Here is a 16,645-nt window from a genome sequence, read left to right as displayed (position 1 = left end):
GTACACACCGTCATCGACCGGTCTCGCACGGTGGAGCGCCACTTCGTTCCGAAAGTGATCGCTGTCTGTGGGCTTGCGGGGCAACTGTCTGAATTGCCTTACAGAGGGGTGGAGTTGGTGGTGCGTACGGGTCTGACCCACCGGCCCGGCCACCGTGACGGGGTGGTCGCTCGGGGTGACGGGTGCGTGCTGTGTGCCCGGCCGGAGGGCGGGTACCCGTCCGGCGCCTGAAGAGGTCCGCTCCGTGAGAGGGAGGTTCGCATGAGCAGTGGATCGGAGACCGGCGGTGTGACCGGTACGCAGGACAAGGACTACAACCTCATCTGGTACGTCGAGGCGTGCCTGAACAACGCCCTGCGCCTGGAGAGCTACATCCAGGACGCCGAGCGCGCCAAGGACACCGAGGTCGCGGACCTGTTCCGCAAGGCCCAGGCGGACAGCCGCAAGGGCGCCGAACTGGGCAAGGGGCTGCTGCGCGCACGCCTCGACGGAGGCTGAGGCCCACCGGCCCTCAAGGGCCCGGATCCCGCGCGGGTCCGGGCCCTTCTCCGTGCCGGAGCCGGAAGACCTCGCTGACCCGGTCGGCCAGTTCGTCCTCCGTGATCGTGCCGTCCACCGTGAGGGAGGGCAGCCCCAGGCGCATGGTCTCCTCACGCAGTCGCTCGGTGAACAGGGCGTCCCGCACGGCGAGGTTGTCCTCCGCCCGCCCGGGATCACCGGTCCGCTGCGTGAAACGTCCCTCGGGGGTGGCGCGGCTCGCGAACGCGAGCCGGCGGAAGTCCGGTGTGGGCAGCAGCCAGACCGCGTGTCCGGGCCCGGTGAGCAGCGGCTTCACCAGGTGCGGCAACAGCCGGAACCCCTCCACGACCACAGGCGTGTCCCGGGGCAGTCGCGCGACATCCTCGACGATCAGGCCGAAGGCCTCGCCCCGGAACCAGTGGAACGTCTCCAGCATGGTCTCGGGGGACCGGTCGAGCCACCGCTCGTCCAGGGTCATGGCCATGAACGCGTGCAGGAAGGGCGCCTCCTCGGCGGTGGTCCGGCGCGCGTGATCCGCCATCACGTCGTCCGTCGCATAGAGACACCAGCCGTACCGGTCGGCGAGACGGCGGGCGATCGTGGACTTGCCCGCGCCGCTGCCGCCACCGAGCCAGTAGACGTTCCGCATCCCTCTCCTCTCCCGCGGCCCCGCTGTCCGTGCCGGATACCGACAGCCACCATGCCACCGCCCCCGATTCAGCGGCCGTCGCCGCCGAAGGCGCCGGACGGGGCCCGTGGCACGTGAGTGACCGCTTCGTCCGGGTACCCGGCCCGTCCCGCCAGGACCGGCCGGGCGGCCCCTCGTGGCTCCGACCCGGCCGGCCGCAGGCCACCAGCCGAAGGAGCCCACGCATATGACGGACGTTTCCGGCACCGGCCCCGCACCGGGCGACGACCGCAAGGTACTCACCGACCGCCAGGGTCATCCGGTCTACGACAACCAGAACCAGCGCACCGTCGGCGCCCGCGGCCCCGCGACGCTGGAGAACTACCAGTTCCTGGAGAAGATCAGCCACTTCGACCGGGAACGCATCCCCGAACGCGTCGTGCACGCCCGCGGCGTCACCGCCTACGGCCACTTCGAGGCCTACGGCACCTGGGGTGACGAGCCGGTCAGCCGCTACACCCGGGCCAAGCTGTTCCAGGAGCGCGGCAAGCGCACGGACGTGGCGGTCCGCTTCTCCACGGTGATCGGCGGCCGCGACTCCTCCGAGGCCGCCCGCGACCCGCGTGGTTTCGCCGTCAAGTTCTACACCGAGGACGGCAACTGGGACCTGGTCGGCAACAACCTGGGCGTCTTCTTCATCCGCGACGCCATCAAGTTCCCGGACGTCATCCACGCCCTCAAGCCCGACCCGGTGACCTTCGAGCAGCAGCCGGGCCGCATCTTCGACTTCATGTCGCAGACGCCCGAGGCGATGCACATGCTGGTCAACCTGTTCAGCCCGCGCGGCATCCCCGCCGACTACCGCCATATGCAGGGCTTCGGCGTCAACACCTACAAGTGGGTCAACGCCGACGGCGACACCAAGCTCGTCAAGTACCACTGGATGCCCAAGCAGGGCGTGCGCAGCATGACGGAGGAGGACGCCGCCAACGTCCAGGCCGACACGCTCGGTCACGCCACCAAGGACCTCTACGAGGCCGTCGCCCGCGGCGACCACCCGGAGTGGGAACTGCTCGTCCAGATGATGGACGACCACGACCACCCGGAGCTCGACTTCGACCCCCTGGACGACACCAAGACCTGGCCGGAGCAGGACTTCCCGCCGAAGCCGGTGGGCCGGATGGTGCTGGACCGCATGCCGCAGGACTTCTTCGCCGAGAACGAGCAGATCTCCTTCGGCACCGGCGTCCTCGTCGACGGCCTCGACTTCTCCGACGACAAGATGCTCGTCGGCCGGACCTTCTCCTACAGCGACACCCAGCGCCACCGGGTCGGCCCGAACTACCTGCAGCTCCCCGTCAACCAGGCCAGGAACGCGGACGTGCGCACCAACCAGCGCGATGGCCAGATGGCCTACCACGTGGATGGCGGGGGAGAGAACCCGCAGGTCAACTACGAGCCGTCCATCACCGGGGGCCTGCGCGAGGCCCGCTATCCGACGCATGACGAGCAGGGGCCCGAGATCCAGGGCCGGCTCACCCGCAAGCGCATCCCCCGCACCAACGACTACCTCCAGGCAGGTCAGCGCTACCTGCTGCTGGAGGAGTGGGAACGCGACGACCTGGTGAAGAACTTCATCGGTCAACTGTCCCAGTGCGACCGGGCGATCCAGGAGCGCATGGTCTGGCACTTCCTGCTGGTCGAGAACGACCTCGGCCTGCGGGTCGGCGAAGGACTGGGCATCGGCCCGGAGGACGTGGCGGGACTGCAGCCGCTGGCCGGCCAGGACCTGACGGACGAGGACCGCGAACGCCTGGCCGACCTCGGCAAGAACCAGCCACGGGACGTCGAGGGCCTCACCATGACCCACTGCGTCCCCGACGCACGACACGTCGTGACCCGCTGACGAGTCGACGGCGGGTCACCCCGCCAGGGCCGAACGGGCCGCAGTGAGGGCCTGTTCCGCGTAGCCCCGGCCGAACAGCACGGCGTGCACCAGCAGCGGAAACAGCTGGTGCACGCCGACACGTCCGATCCAGCCGTCGGCGAGCGGCGCGACCTCCTGGTAGCCGTCCAGCACCCGCTCCAGATGAGGGCAGCCGAACAGCCGCAGCATCGCCAGATCCGTCTCCCGGTGCCCGCCGTGCGCGGCCGGGTCGATCAGCCGGACGTGCCCGTCGGCCGCCCAGAGCACGTTGCCGCTCCACAGGTCCCCGTGCAGCCGCGCGGGCGGCTCGGCGGGCCCGGCCAGCTCCGGCAGTCGCTCGCACAGACGCTCCACGACGGCCGCCTCGCCGGACCGGAGCGTGCCCTGGTCGACGGCTCGCCGCAGATACGGCAGCACGCGCTGCCCGGCGTACCAGCGCGGCCAGTCGGTACCGGGCTCGTTGCGCATCGGCGCGAGCCCGATGTACGCGTTCACCGGACCGTCCGGCGGCGCCGCCCCGAACGCGGGCGCCCCGGCGGCGTGCAGCGCGGCGAGGTCCCGCCCGAACCGCACCGCAGCCGCACCGTCCGGCCGCCCCCGCGGAACCCGGTCCATGACCAGCCAGCCGTCCTCGTGCCCGTGCACCACCGGCACCCGCACACTCCCGGCAGCGGCCAGCCACCGCAGCCCCGCCGCCTCGGCCCGGGCCGCCCCCGGCGCGTCGGACCGCTTGACGACCACGACCCGCCCGTCGTCGAGAGCGACTTCGGCGAGGTCCCCCGACAGCTGCCTCTCACCGCTGACCGCCCGCCCGGTGAGCCGGGCCGCCACCTCCGAACGGACGGTCATACGAACTCCCTCTCAGCTCCAGGAACCACAGTCCACATCGAGCAACCGAATCGGCCGCGTCGCGTCGAGATCGACGTACGCGGTGACGCCCACCTTGCCGGACCCACCGTCCCAGCAGGTGCGTGCGGCGAGATGCCGTACTTCCGGGACATTCGCCACGCGCCGGTCACGCGGGACGGTGAAATCACGCCGCAGGGCGACAGAATCGGCCGTCGCCGGGGGAGCAGTCGGTCATGACGAGTACACCGTTCCAGCGCACCATCGCCCTGCCTGCTCCCGTGTGCGAACTAGCCGCTCAGCATCTGGAGCAGGCCGCGCAGCGGGCCGTCGACGGGGCCGCGATCCCGCTGAAGGCGTTCCGCGAGGCCGCCGACAACGACTTCACCCTGCCGGTCCCGGTCGTCGAGCAGGCGGCGGCCTGCCTGCTGGTCCTCGCCACCGAGACCGCCCAGACCGTCCGTCCGTCCGCCCTGCGCGCCACCATCAGCGTCGCGCTGCGGCTGCGCGACGCCGTGCAGCTGGCGCACCAGCCCGCCCTCAGCAGCAGGTTCTGGTGAGCGGACCCGGGTCGCTCAGGCTCCGCGGAAGGCGACCTCGACCTGCCTGTGACGCAACGCCTCCAGCGTGGCGTGCTGCCGGCGGGCCCGTTCGATGAGCTCGTCGAGCTGCCGTCGGTCGAGGCGTTCGTCCGTGGCGGCCAGATCGCGCAGCGTCTCCCAGCCGGCCAGCTTGCCCTCCACCCCGAGCGCCAGCGCCTCCAGCTCCCACAGCGTGCTCAGCGGAGAACGCCGTACCAGGCTGCCGTTGCTCTTCAGCCGCCCCACCTGCTCGGCCGCCCGGCCCGCGTAGACCTTGTACCGGCGCACCGGGACGTCCAGGCGCCGCATGAGGTGGAGCAGGGCCGTCCGGTCGTCGGCGATCTCGTCGGCCACCGGGGCCAGCGCGTCGGCGAGCGCCGAGCCACCGCACGAGCGCAGCAGGTAGCGCACCCGCGCGGTCCCGGCGGTGGCACCGGCGAGATGGTCGTTGAGGTAGATGCCCAGCAGGGACATGTCGGTGGCCGGGGCACGTTCGGCGCCCGGCGAATCCGCTCGCTGTTCCGTCATGACGCGACTCCTGTCGTACTCCGGTCCCGCTCCACGGTCACCGTCGTGGTGACCCGCACGAGACAGGGAGGGCGGGGTGTCGAGCCGGTCCCGAAGCGCACGGGGGGCTCGACCGGGGCGAGGGCGCCGAGGCTCTCGCCCTTGCAGATCACGGTGGCCGAGGTGACCGGGTGCAGATCCCGGGCGCCGTACCACTGGTGCCGTCCGGACCGGGCACCGGCGTGGGTGTGTGCTCCCAGCAGCAGACGGGCGGGCCGGTCCCACAGCGCGATCCAGCCCGGGCGGACGGCGAGGCGCCCCGGGACCGCCCGCAGCGCCAGGCCCGGCAGGTTCCGGCGGCCGGTGCTGAACTCCAGATGGAGCGGTGGGGCGGTGACGGCCCAGTGCCGACGGTCGGTGATGCGTACCCGCACCGGTACGACCCGTACCTCGTCGAAGACATAGGTGCCGGCGACGAACTCCGCCGTCTCGCCCGTGGGTGCCAGCAGCAGCCGGTGCCCGTCGGCCCCCTCGACCATCACGTCACTGAACGGACCGAACGGCGACCGCGGCCAGTGGCCGAGCACCACGCGGGCGCCGGACGCCGTGCCGACCCCCGCGATCCAGCCGTCGAAACGCAGCGAGCGCACCGGCGACCGGACGCCGGCGCGCCGGGCCGGACCTGCGGGTTCGGGTCCGTGGGAGAACACGCGGCCCGGGTGCCCGGCGCCGGTACGGCGAAACGGCCGCCACCGCTGCGCACGGCGCCGGCTCGACGACGCGCATCGGCACCGACGCTGCACGCGGTGGCGCGACGAAGCGCAGCGGCGCCGGCGTCGCACACGGTGGGGCGACGAAGCACAGGGGCGCGGCGTCGCACACGGTGGGGCGACGAAGCACAGGGGCGTGGCGTCGCACGCGGTGGCGCGACGAAGCGCAGCGGCGCCGGCGTCGCACACGGTGGCGCGACGAAGCACAGGACGACACCCCGACCCCCTGGGCGATGTGGCCGAGGCCACATCCTGGACGAGGTCCCGATCACGTCCGGGGGCAGGAAGCGGCGGTTACCGTCTACCACCAGATCCCCGCCCCCTTCCTTCGGACGGCCCGGCAGTGCACGCAGATCTCTCCCCCGTCATCGCGGCGACCGCCCAGTGGCTGACCCGCGCCTTCCCCGCCTCCGGCGGCGCGCTGGCCTCCGCCCTGTGCGAGGTCCAGGCCCGCCAGGCCGTGACCGTCGCGGCCTGGCTCAGGTACCCGACGGCGATGGACGCCGCCCTGCTCGGCATGGCCGGCCCCGGCGGCTCCGGGCGGCTCGACTGGGTCACCGGCGCCGACGCCGCCCTCGGCGACGACGTGGACGCACAAGCCTGGCGCACCTGGGTGGACGAGGTCGTGGCCAGCTGGGCGGCCAGTCTGCTCACCGACCCGGATCTGGCGGAACGGGCGGTGGCCGCCCTCGCCGACGGCAGCCGCGGCACCGGCGCACCGGCCGAGTTCCGCCGGCTCCTCGCCCCCGACGACGGCGACCGGAACGCCGCGGCCCTGCTGCGCCATCCCGACCTTCTCGCCCCCGTCGCAGGCCTGCACCAGGACCAGCTTCTCGACCGCCTGAACCCGGGCCGCACGCTGATCGCCTGACGCCGGGTGCAAGGCGCTGACCTGCGAGGACAGCGCCCTGTCACCCCTCTCACCCTCCGTGACTCACCGGTTTGCCGTACGCGGCCGTGCCGTGCCCGCACGGTCGTCGGAGGCTGGGCGTGAGCTCGACGGCACTCCGGCCCCCTCGCCGGCCGGAGCGCGACCGTCGTGCCGCGCGCCGCCGCCGACGGAGGAGAGACCGACATGAGCACCGCCCTCTCACGGACCTGGGAACACGCCGTAGTCACCGGCGGCGCCGGGTTCGTCGGCTCCCACCTGTGCGCCGCCCTCCTGGACGCGGGCGCGGCCGTCACCTGCGTCGACGACTTCAGCACCGGCCGGCCCGAGAACATATCGCCGCTGCTCGAACGGCCCGGTTTCACGCTCGTCCAGGCCGACGTGTCCGAGGGGCTGCGGATCAAACGGCCGCCGGACCTCGTGCTGCACTTCGCCTCCCCGGCGTCCCCGGCGGACTACCTGCGCCTCCCGCTGCACACCCTGGAGACCGGCAGCCTCGGCACCCGCCACGTCCTGGAGCTCGCGCACTCCGCCGGCGCCCGCTTCGTCCTCGCCTCGACCTCCGAGGTCTACGGCGATCCCCAGCAGAACCCCCAGGACGAGCGCTACTGGGGCAACGTCAACCCCGTCGGGCCGCGCAGCGTCTACGACGAGGCCAAACGCTTCGGCGAGGCGCTGACCACCGCCCACGCCGAGGCCGAGGGCACCGACACCTGCATCGTGCGGCTGTTCAACACCTACGGCCCTCGCATGCGCGGCCATGACGGACGGGCGGTGCCGACCTTCGTACGGCAGGCGCTGGCCGGCGATCCCCTCACCGTGACCGGTGACGGCCGCCAGACCCGGTCGCTGTGCTACGTCGACGACACCGTGCGCGGCATCCTCGCCGCCGCCGCCCACGGCATGCGCGGCCCCGTCAACATCGGCAACCCGACCGAGATCACCATGCTCGACCTGGCCCGTCTGATCGTCGAACTCGCCGAGTCGTCCTCCGACATCCGCTACATCGAACGCCCCGTGGACGACCCGGCCGTGCGCTGCCCGGACATCACGCTGGCCCGCGACAAGCTCGGCTGGGAACCGCAGGTGCGGGCCGAGGAGGGGCTGCGGCGCACGATCGCCTGGTTCCGCGAGGCCGGCACCGAGGAGTGAATCCGCCCGGGCACCCCGCACCGCCGCGTCCGGGTGTCTCCCGACCGCCGAAAGGCCCGCCCTCCATGCGCATCCTCGGAATCAACGCCCTCTTCCACGACCCCGCCGCCGCCCTGGTGATCGACGGACGGACCGTCGCCGCCGCGGAGGAGGAGCGGTTCTCCCGGCGCAAGCACGGCAAGAGACCCCTGCCGTTCTCCGCCTGGGAACTGCCCGAGCGGGCCGCGGCCTGGTGCCTGAAACGGGCCGGGCTGCGCCCGCAGGACCTCGACGCCGTCACCTACTCCTTCGACCCCCGACTCGCCCGGCCGGCCGAGGACATGGGCCTGGACGACCCCTGGGACCACCTGCGGCTGACCTACGCCCGCGAGGCACCCGGCTTCCTGACGACCGCCCTGCCCGGTCTCGACCCCGGCAGCGTCCGCTTCGTGCCGCACCACATGGCCCACGCCGCCTCCAGCGCCTTCGCCGCACCGGACGCAGGGGACTCCTCCGTCCTCGTCCTCGACGGCCGTGGCGAACGCGCCTCGCACCTGGCCGCGCGCCGCGTGGGCGACCGCCTGGAGGCGCTGCACGCCCAGGACCTGCCGCACTCGCTCGGCCTCGTCTACGAGGAACTCACCGAGCACCTCGGCTTCCTGCGCTCCTCCGACGAGTTCAAGGTCATGGCCCTCGCCTCCCACGGCAGACCGCGCATGCTCGCCGGGCTGCGCCGCCATGTGTACCCCACCGGTGACGGCGGCTTCCACGCCACCGGCGTGCCCTGGCACGAGCTGTGCGCACCCCGCGGTCCCGACGAGCCCTGGACACAGGACCACGCCGACGTCGCCGCCAGTGCCCAGGCCGTGCTGGAGGAGACCCTGCTCGACCTGGTGCGATGGCTGCACGGCCGGACCCACGACCGGGTGCTCACCCTCGCCGGCGGCGTCGCCCTCAACTGCGTCGCCAACTCCCGTATCGCCCGCGAGGGCCCCTTCGCCCGAGTGTGGGTCCAGCCCGCGGCGGGCGACGCCGGAACCGCCCTGGGCGGAGCCCTGCTGCTGTCCGCCGTCGAGGGCGACGCACCGGAGCCCATGGCCGGTGCCGACCTCGGCCGGGAGTGGTCCGACGCCGAGCTCGGAGCCTGGCTGAAGACCGCGGCCGTACCCTTCGAGCGGCCCCCGGACATCGCCGCGACCGTCGCCCGAGCCCTGGCGGACAACGGGATCGTCGCCTGGTTCCAGGGCCGCTCCGAGTACGGCCCCCGGGCCCTCGGCCACCGTTCCCTGCTGGCCCACCCCGGGCACGCGGGCAACCTGGAACGCCTCAACGACGTCAAGGGCCGCGAGCAGTTCCGGCCCGTCGCCCCCATGGTCCTCGCCGGGCGCGCCGCCGAGCTCTTCGACGGCCCGCTGCCCAGCCCGTACATGCTGTTCGTGCACGACGTGGTCGACGCATGGCGGGATCGCATCCCGGCGGTCGTGCACGTCGACGGCACCGCCCGCATCCAGACCGTGGACCCGGACCGCGAACCCCTGGTCGCCCGCATGCTCGGCGAGTTCGAGCGGCTCACCGGGCTGCCCGTGGTCGTCAACACCAGCCTCAACACGGCCGGCCGGCCCATGGTCGACGACCCGCGCGACGCCCTTGAGTGCTTCGGTTCCTCGCCCGTCGACCTCCTGGCCATCGGCCCGTACGCGATCCGGCGCGGCGACCTCTTCCGCACCGACTCCCGCAGCGGCGACGCCGGAGGACCCCGATGACCCGACCCGAGGCCCTCACGCCCGACGCCGCGTACGCCGTCGTCGTCCCGACCCTCGGCCGGCCCAGCCTGGGCGCCTGCCTGCGCGCCCTCGCGGAGAGCACCGGGCCGGGCCCCGTCCGGGTGGTCCTCGTCGACGACCGGCCCGCCCAAGACGGTGTCCCCCTCACCGCCGACGTGCCACCGTCCCTGCGCGCACGGACCATCGTCGTGCCCGGCGGTGCGCGCGGACCCGCCGCCGCACGCAACCTCGGCTGGCGGGCCGCCGGTGACGTGCCCTGGATCGTCTTCCTCGACGACGACGTCGTCCCCGGACCCACCTGGGGCGACGACCTGGCCCTGGACCTGGCCGCGGCCACCGAGCGCACCGCCGGTATCACCGCCCGGATCGAGGTGCCCCTGCCCATCGACCGGCGCCCCACGGACTGGGAACGCAACACGGCCGGACTCGCCGGCGCCCGCTGGATCACCGCCGACCTGGCCTACCGCCGAGCCGCGCTGACGGCCGTCGGCGGATTCGACGAGCGCTTCCGGCGGGCCTTCCGGGAGGACGCCGACCTCGCCCTGCGCATGCTCGACGCCGGCTGGACGCTCACCGCCGGCCGGCGCACCACCACCCACCCCGTACGGCAGGCCGGGCGCTGGATCTCCGTCCGCCTCCAGGCGGGAAACGCCGACGACGTCCTGATGACCCGGCTGCACGGCCGTCACTGGTGGCGCCGGGCCGATGCACGCCGCGGGCGTCTGCCCCTGCACCTGGCGGTGACCGGAGCGGGGGTGACGGCGCTCGGCTGCGCCCTGCTCGGCAGGCACCGGGCCGCCGCGGCCTGCGCCGCCACCTGGCTGGCCGGCACCACAGAGTTCGCCCTCGCCCGCATCCTGCCCGGCCCGGGAACCCGCGACGAGGTGCTCACCATGGCGGTGACCAGCGCCCTCGTCCCGCCCGCCGCCACCTGGCACTGGCTGCGCGGGCGCATCGCCCACCGCAAGGCCGGGCGGTACACCCCGTCCGGGAGCGGTGAGCCGGAGCCCGCGCCCCGCCCGGCCGCCCGGGAACGGCTGCGGTCATGACGCCGCCCCTCGCCCCCTGGCTGCTCCCCGGGCACGGGCGGCAGCACCCGCGCGTGCCGGGCGGCCCCCACCCCGCGGCCGTTCTCTTCGACCGTGACGGCACCCTCGTCGCCGACGTGCCCTACAACGGGGACCCGTCGCGGGTCGCGCTCATGCCGGGCGCCCGCGAGGCCGTGGACGCCGCGCGCGCCGCCGGGGTGCCCGTCGGTGTCGTGACCAACCAGTCGGGCGTGGCCCGGGGCCTGCTGACCCGCCGCGACGTGGAGGCCGTACGGCTGCGGGTGGAGGAGCTGCTCGGGCCGTTCGCCGTCTGGGCCGTGTGCCCGCACGGGCCGGAGGAGGGCTGCGCCTGCCGCAAACCGGCACCCGGACTGATCCTGGCCGCGTGCCGGCGGCTCGCCGTCCCACCGGAACGCACCGCCGTCATCGGCGACATCGGAGCCGACATGGAGGCGGCGCGGGTGGCGGGGGCCCGGGGGGTCCTGGTCCCCACGGCCGTCACCCGTGCCGAGGAGACCGCGGCGGCCGACGTCACGGCACCGGACCTGCCGGCGGCCGTACGCCTCGTCCTCGGCCCGGCCGTCCCGGCACGGGGGTCGCGATGACCCCATCCCGACTTCCCCGCACCCTCGTGGTCCGTCTCGACAGCGCCGGAGACGTACTCCTCGCCGGTCCCGCCGTCCGGGCGGTCGCCGCCGGATCCTCGTACACCGCGCTGCTCTGCGGGCCCCAGGGCGCGGCGGCCGGGCGGATGCTGCCCGGCGTCGACGACGTGCTGACCTTCGACGCCCCCTGGGTCGGGCTGGAGCCGCCGCCGGTGACGCGTGCGGACACCCGGCGGCTGATGGAGAGGCTCACGGCGGGCCGCTTCGACCGGGCGCTCGTGCTGGTGTCGTACCACCAGAGCCCACTGCCGGCCGCCCTGCTGCTGAAGCTGGCCGGGATCGGACGGACCGCCGCCGACTGCGAGGACTACCCGGGTGCGCTCCTCGACCACCGGCACCGCAGGAGGCCGCACCGTCACGAGGCCTTGGCCGCCCTCGACCTGGCGCGTGCCGAGGGCTTCTCGCTTCCGCCCGGCGACGACGGCCGGCTGCGTGTCCTGCCGCCGCCGAGCGCCGGCCACCTCACCGGCCCCGAGCCGTACGTCGTCCTCCACCCCGGCGCGGCCGTGCCCGCGCGGGCCTGGACGCCGGGCCGGGCGGCCCGGGCCGTGGCCGCCCTGTCCGCCGCGGGGCACCGGGTGGTCGTCACGGGCGGGCGCGCCGAGCGCGAACTGACCGCGCGGGTCGCCGCGCGGCACGCCCTGGACCTCGGTGGCGCCACCGACCTGCCACGACTGGCCGGAGTCCTGGCGGGAGCCCGGGCCGTGGTGGTCGGCAACACCGGCCCGGCGCATCTCGCCGCCGCCGTGGGCACGCCCGTCGTCAGCCTCTTCGCACCGGTCGTGCCGGCCGACCGGTGGGCACCCTACGGCGTACCGCACGTCCTGCTCGGCGACCCGCACGCGGCCTGCGCACAGACCCGGGCCCGGCACTGCCCGGTGCCCGGACACCCCTGCCTCGACGGCATCGGCGACGGCGAGGTGCTCGCCGCCGTGGCGGCCCTCACCGGCCACCCGGCGGACCGGGGAGAACCGACCGAGCGAGGAGCGGCCGTATGAACATCCTGCTGTGGCACGTGCACGGCTCCTGGACGACCGCGTTCGTCCAGGGCCCGCACACCTACCTCGTCCCCGTCACGCCCGACCGCGGCCCGGACGGCCTCGGGCGGGCCCGGACCTTCACCTGGCCCGCCTCGGTGCACGAGGTCACCCCCGCGGAACTCCGTGACACGCCGGTCGACCTGGTCCTCCTCCAGCGGCCGCACGAGGCGGCGCTGGCCGAACGGTGGCTCGGCGGGCGCCGCCCCGGGCGGGACGTGCCCGCGGTGTACCTGGAGCACAACGCCCCCGACGGCAGTGTGCCCGGCACCCGGCACCCCTGCGCCGACCGCGACGACCTGACGCTCGTGCACGTCACCCACTTCAACCGGCTGTTCTGGGACGGCGGCAGCACCCGCACCGAGGTGATCGAGCACGGCATCGTCGACCCGGGCCACCGCTACAGCGGCCGGCTTGCGCGCGCCGCCGTCGTCGTCAACGAACCCGTCCGGCGCGCCCGGTACACCGGCACCGACCTGCTGCCCGCGCTGGCCGAGGCCGTCCCGCTCGACGTGTTCGGGATGGGCACCGAGGGCCTGGCCGGACACCTCGGCCTGGCACCGGACCGCTGCCACACCGCCGACCTGCCCCAGAGCGAGCTGCACACGGCGCTGGCCGAACGCCGCATGTACCTGCACCCGGTGCGCTGGACCTCCCTCGGCCTGTCCCTGCTGGAGGCGATGCACCTCGGCATGCCCGTGCTGGCGCTCGCCACCACCGAGGCGGTCGAGGCGGTCCCGCCCGGCGCCGGCACCCTGACCACCCGCCCCGACGTCCTGGCCCGCGCGGCCCGCCGCTACCTCCACGAACCCGAGGCCGCGACCGCGGACGGAGCGCGCGCCCGCCAGGCAGCCCTCGAACGCTACGGGCTCAAACGCTTCCTGGCCGACTGGGAGCGCCTGATCACGGAGGTGTGCTCATGACCCCGTCCCTCAGCCCCTTCCCGTCCGGACCGCGCGGCGGCGGCCCGCTCGACCCCGGCGTCCTCGCGATCGCGCTCGTCTCCGAGCACGCCAGCCCCCTCGCCGCACTCGGCGGGGTCGACGCCGGCGGGCAGAACGTCCACGTCGCCTGCCTCGCCGCGGCACTCGCCGACCGCGGCCACCGCGTCACCGTCCACACCCGCCGCGACGCGCCGGACCTGCCCTGGCGGGTGGAACTGCGCGACGGCGTCGAGGTGCACCACGTACCCGCCGGGCCGGCCGAACCGCTCCCCAAGGACGAGCTGCTGCCGCACATGGAGGAGTTCGGCCGCCATCTCGCCCGCGGCTGGCGCACCCGGCCGCCGGACCTCGTGCACTCCCACTACTGGATGTCGGGCCTGGCCGCGCTGCGCGCCACCCGCGAGCACGGCCTTCCCCTGCTGCACACCTACCACGCTCTCGGCACTGTGAAGCGACGGCACCAGCGGCTCGCCGACACCAGCCCGCCGGAGCGGATCCCGGGCGAGATCGAGATCGGCCTGACCTGCGACCGCGTCATCGCCACCTGCCGCGACGAGGTCCACGAACTGGCCCGCATGGGCATTCCCCCGCACCGGATCGGCATCGTGCCGTGCGGTGTCGACACCGACCGGTTCACGCCCAAGGGCCCGGCCGCGCCGCGTGGCCCGCACCCGCACCGCATCGTGCAGCTGGGCCGGCTCGTGCCACGCAAGGGCGCCGCCGTGACCGTCGCCGCCCTGGCCCGGCTGCCAGGCACCGAGCTGCTCGTCGTCGGCGGGCCACCCGCCGGACGGCTCGACGGCGACCCGGAAGTGCGGCGGCTGCGCGACATCGCCCGGGACGCCGGCGTCGCCGACCGCGTCCGCTTCACCGGCGCCCTTCCCAGCGAGGAGGTGCCGGCACTGCTGCGCTCCGCCGACGTGGTGGTCTGCCCCGCCGACTACGAACCCTTCGGCATCGTCCCGCTGGAGGCCATGGCCTGCGGCGTGCCCGTGGTGGCCAGCGCGGTCGGCGGGCAGCTCGACACCGTCGCCGACCCGGGCACCGGACGACTGGTTCCGCCCGGCGACCCGGCGGCCCTGGCCGTCGCCGTCGCCGCGCTGCTCGCCGACCCCGCGGCCCGCGCGGCCTGCGGGGCCGCCGGCCGCCGCCGCGTGCTCAGCAGGTACGGCTGGGGCCAGGTCGCCGCCGCCACCGAAGCCGCCTACTGCGAGGTCCTCGACACCGAGCCCGCCGCCACCGATGCCGGCTGACCCCGCCGGCCCCGCCCACAGTCCGAAGGAGGTGTGGGTCCCCGCCGTCCCCGCACGGCGGCGCGCCCGATCCGCATGAGCGAATCTTCTGCACAGCCCGGCCTCGACGCCGCCCGACTGCACTGCCGGTCGCTGGAGGAGGCCCTGGGCCGGTTCCGGGACAACGGCCTGGACCGGATCGCGGACTGGGGCGGCCGCCTCGCCGACGTGCTCGGCGGCGGCGGCCGGCTCCTCGCCGCGGGCAACGGCGGCAGCGCCGCCCAGGCCCAGCACCTCACCGCCGAACTGGTCGGCCGCTACCGCCGGGAACGCCGCGCCTACTCCGCGCTCGCCCTGCACGCCGAGACGTCCAGCATGACCGCCATCGGCAACGACTACGGCTTCGACCACGTCTACGCCCGTCAGGTCACCGCCCACGGCCGCCCCGGGGACGTCCTCATACTGCTGTCCACCTCGGGGCGCAGTACCAACCTCATCGCCGCCGCAGTGACCGCCCGGCAGGCCGGACTGCGCGTCTGGGCGCTCACCGGGCGCGGGCCGAACCCCCTGGCGGAAGCCGCCCACGAGGCCCTGTGCATCGACGCGGACACCACCGCCAACGTCCAGGAGACCCACCTCGTCGCCGTCCACCTGCTCTGCGAGTGCTTCGACACGGCCGTGGCCACGCCCCTCGCGCGGCGCGCGGTCCTCACCCACGGGGGGACGCCATGACCGGGACCGGGCCGCACCCCCTCGTCGTCGTCGGGGACGTTCTCCTGGACGAGGACATCGAAGGCGTCTCCACCCGACTCGCCCCCGACGCCCCCGCCCCCGTCGTCGACGTCACCGCTGACCGGCGCCACCCCGGCGGAGCCGGACTGGCCGCCGCCCTGGCCGCCCGCGGCGGCCGGGACGTGGTCCTGGTGACCGCGCTCGGCGACGACGAGGCCAGTGAAACGGTGCGCCGCGGGCTGCGCGGCCGGGTCCGGATCCTGGAGATCCCGCTGGACGGCACCCTGCCGGTCAAGACCCGCGTGCTCGCGGGCGGCAGGCCGGTCGTCCGCATCGACCGGGGCGGCGGCACCCCGGGCGAGCCCGGCGACGCGGTCCGGGAGGCGCTGGCCGACGCGCACGCCATCCTGGTCGCCGACTACGGCCGGCACACCGCGGGCGCCCTGAGACCGCTCCTGGAGGACGCCGCCCGCCGCACGCCCCTGGTGTGGGACCCGCACCCCACGGGCGACCCGCCCGTGCCCGGAGCACGCCTGGTCACCCCCAACGCGGCGGAGGCGCGGGCCCTGCACCCCGGGTCCGGAGGGACCTCGCTCGGCGCGTACGCCGAGCGGGCGGCCCGGCTCGCCGAGCGCTGGCGTGCCGCCGGGGTGGCCGTCACCCTCGGCGAGCGCGGGGTGCTGCTGGCCCGGCCCGGTCCCGGCACCCCGATGCTGGTGCCCGTGCCCTACCGGGCCGCCGGGGACCCCTGTGGCGCGGGCGACTGCTTCGCCGCCACGGCGGCGGCCGCTCTGGCGGACGGTCTGCTCCCCGAAGAGGCACTGCAGCGGGCCGTCGCGGAGGCGGCCGCGTTCGTCGCGGCGGGCGGTGCCGGCAACCCCGGTCTGTGGCGGACCGAGCCCGCGCCCGGCACCGCCGACGAGCCCGCGACCGACGCGTTCGGGCTCGCCGAGCGGATCAGGGCCCGCGGCGGCACCGTCGTGGCCACCGGCGGCTGCTTCGACCTGGTGCACGCCGGTCACGTCGGGCTGCTGGAGAGCGCCCGGCGCATCGGCGACTGCCTCATCGTGTGCCTGAACTCCGACGCGTCCGTCACGCGCCGCAAGGGACCGGGACGCCCGATCAACCCGGCGGCGGACCGCGCCCGCGTCCTCGCCGCGCTCGGCAGCGTCGACGCCGTCGTGGTCTTCGGGGAGGACACGCCCGAGGCGGTGCTGGCCCGGTTGAGGCCGGACGTCTGGGTCAAAGGCGGCGACTACTCCGTCCAGGACCTGCCCGAGGCCGAGGTGCTCCGCACCTGGGGCGGGCAGGCGGTGGTCCTGCCCTACCTCGACGGCCGCTCCACGACCCTGCTGGCCCGTCGGGCGGCGGAGGCGGCGTTGCGGCCATAGGGAGCCGGGTTCG

The 16,645-nt window shown here is 74.8% G+C and carries 17 protein-coding genes; 13 read left to right on the top strand and 4 right to left on the bottom strand.

What is annotated here, in order from left to right; translation table 11 throughout:
• Window positions 1-261: 261 nt before the first annotated feature.
• Window positions 262-498 (top strand): hypothetical protein, encoded by a 237-nt coding sequence (locus ACFY5B_RS24970; RefSeq protein ID WP_031139576.1) that lies wholly within the window; start codon window positions 262-264, stop codon window positions 496-498.
• A 13-nt stretch (window positions 499-511) separates the two neighbouring features.
• On the opposite strand, the gene ACFY5B_RS24965 is transcribed toward ACFY5B_RS24970, so the two are convergent.
• Window positions 512-1,168, bottom strand: coding sequence for a hypothetical protein (locus ACFY5B_RS24965; RefSeq protein WP_389972666.1), 657 nt, complete (start codon window positions 1,166-1,168; stop codon window positions 512-514).
• A gap of 226 nt (window positions 1,169-1,394) precedes the next feature.
• Between ACFY5B_RS24965 and ACFY5B_RS24960 the strand changes: the two genes are divergently transcribed.
• Window positions 1,395-3,053: a catalase gene (locus ACFY5B_RS24960; RefSeq protein WP_389972664.1), complete on the top strand. Its 1,659-nt coding sequence runs from the start codon at window positions 1,395-1,397 to the stop codon at window positions 3,051-3,053.
• 15 nt (window positions 3,054-3,068) lie between these two features.
• On the opposite strand, the gene ACFY5B_RS24955 is transcribed toward ACFY5B_RS24960, so the two are convergent.
• Window positions 3,069-3,923 (bottom strand): fructosamine kinase family protein, encoded by an 855-nt coding sequence (locus ACFY5B_RS24955; protein ID WP_389972662.1) that lies wholly within the window; start codon window positions 3,921-3,923, stop codon window positions 3,069-3,071.
• Between the two features lie 233 nt (window positions 3,924-4,156).
• Between ACFY5B_RS24955 and ACFY5B_RS24950 the strand changes: the two genes are divergently transcribed.
• Window positions 4,157-4,480 carry a hypothetical protein gene (locus tag ACFY5B_RS24950; protein ID WP_389972660.1) on the top strand — a complete coding sequence of 108 codons (324 nt, stop codon included), beginning with the start codon at window positions 4,157-4,159 and terminating at the stop codon, window positions 4,478-4,480.
• A gap of 15 nt (window positions 4,481-4,495) precedes the next feature.
• Here ACFY5B_RS24950 and ACFY5B_RS24945 read toward each other — a convergent pair whose 3' ends face one another.
• Together ACFY5B_RS24945 and ACFY5B_RS24940 are read right to left on the bottom strand one after the other, a co-directional pair.
• Window positions 4,496-5,029: a hypothetical protein gene (locus tag ACFY5B_RS24945; RefSeq protein WP_389972658.1), complete on the bottom strand. Its 534-nt coding sequence runs from the start codon at window positions 5,027-5,029 to the stop codon at window positions 4,496-4,498.
• Window positions 5,026-5,658, bottom strand: a complete 633-nt coding sequence (locus ACFY5B_RS24940) for a hypothetical protein (RefSeq protein ID WP_389972775.1) — start codon at window positions 5,656-5,658, stop codon at window positions 5,026-5,028. Before ACFY5B_RS24940 ends, ACFY5B_RS24945 begins: the two co-directional genes overlap by 4 nt.
• Window positions 5,659-6,121: 463 nt before the next feature.
• On the opposite strand from ACFY5B_RS24940, the gene ACFY5B_RS24935 reads away from it, so the two are divergent.
• The 10 genes from ACFY5B_RS24935 to rfaE2 all read left to right on the top strand — a co-directional run bounded on the left by ACFY5B_RS24935 (window position 6,122) and on the right by rfaE2 (window position 16,632).
• Window positions 6,122-6,649: a hypothetical protein gene (locus tag ACFY5B_RS24935; RefSeq protein ID WP_389972656.1), complete on the top strand. Its 528-nt coding sequence runs from the start codon at window positions 6,122-6,124 to the stop codon at window positions 6,647-6,649.
• A 204-nt stretch (window positions 6,650-6,853) separates the two neighbouring features.
• A complete protein-coding gene (locus tag ACFY5B_RS24930; protein WP_389972654.1) occupies window positions 6,854-7,819 on the top strand; it encodes an NAD-dependent epimerase/dehydratase family protein in 966 nt (321 codons plus the stop codon).
• A 65-nt stretch (window positions 7,820-7,884) separates the two neighbouring features.
• Window positions 7,885-9,561, top strand: coding sequence for a carbamoyltransferase (locus tag ACFY5B_RS24925; protein WP_389972652.1), 1,677 nt, complete (start codon window positions 7,885-7,887; stop codon window positions 9,559-9,561).
• Entirely contained in the window at window positions 9,558-10,631 is a 1,074-nt protein-coding gene (locus tag ACFY5B_RS24920; RefSeq protein ID WP_389972650.1) for a glycosyltransferase family 2 protein, read from the top strand. The genes ACFY5B_RS24925 and ACFY5B_RS24920 overlap by 4 nt, the downstream gene beginning before the upstream one ends.
• The gene (locus ACFY5B_RS24915) at window positions 10,628-11,236 is read left to right on the top strand and encodes a D-glycero-alpha-D-manno-heptose-1,7-bisphosphate 7-phosphatase (RefSeq protein ID WP_389972648.1); all 609 of its coding nucleotides are present in this window, start codon (window positions 10,628-10,630) and stop codon (window positions 11,234-11,236) included. Before ACFY5B_RS24920 ends, ACFY5B_RS24915 begins: the two co-directional genes overlap by 4 nt.
• Window positions 11,233-12,294: a glycosyltransferase family 9 protein gene (locus ACFY5B_RS24910; protein WP_389972646.1), complete on the top strand. Its 1,062-nt coding sequence runs from the start codon at window positions 11,233-11,235 to the stop codon at window positions 12,292-12,294. The genes ACFY5B_RS24915 and ACFY5B_RS24910 overlap by 4 nt, the downstream gene beginning before the upstream one ends.
• Window positions 12,291-13,256: a glycosyltransferase gene (locus tag ACFY5B_RS24905; RefSeq protein WP_389972644.1), complete on the top strand. Its 966-nt coding sequence runs from the start codon at window positions 12,291-12,293 to the stop codon at window positions 13,254-13,256. Before ACFY5B_RS24910 ends, ACFY5B_RS24905 begins: the two co-directional genes overlap by 4 nt.
• Window positions 13,253-14,530 carry a glycosyltransferase gene (locus ACFY5B_RS24900; RefSeq protein ID WP_389972642.1) on the top strand — a complete coding sequence of 426 codons (1,278 nt, stop codon included), beginning with the start codon at window positions 13,253-13,255 and terminating at the stop codon, window positions 14,528-14,530. The genes ACFY5B_RS24905 and ACFY5B_RS24900 overlap by 4 nt, the downstream gene beginning before the upstream one ends.
• A gap of 75 nt (window positions 14,531-14,605) precedes the next feature.
• Window positions 14,606-15,241 (top strand): SIS domain-containing protein, encoded by a 636-nt coding sequence (locus tag ACFY5B_RS24895; RefSeq protein WP_389972640.1) that lies wholly within the window; start codon window positions 14,606-14,608, stop codon window positions 15,239-15,241.
• Complete coding sequence (gene rfaE2 / locus ACFY5B_RS24890) at window positions 15,238-16,632, top strand: D-glycero-beta-D-manno-heptose 1-phosphate adenylyltransferase (RefSeq protein WP_389972638.1); 1,395 nt, start codon at window positions 15,238-15,240, stop codon at window positions 16,630-16,632. The genes ACFY5B_RS24895 and rfaE2 overlap by 4 nt, the downstream gene beginning before the upstream one ends.
• The last annotated feature ends 13 nt before the right edge of the window (window positions 16,633-16,645 follow it).

Source organism: Streptomyces sp. NPDC013187, assembly GCF_042899705.1.
Lineage (GTDB): Bacteria > Actinomycetota > Actinomycetes > Streptomycetales > Streptomycetaceae > Streptomyces > Streptomyces hawaiiensis_A.
This window is presented reverse-complemented; position numbering and strand designations above follow the sequence as displayed.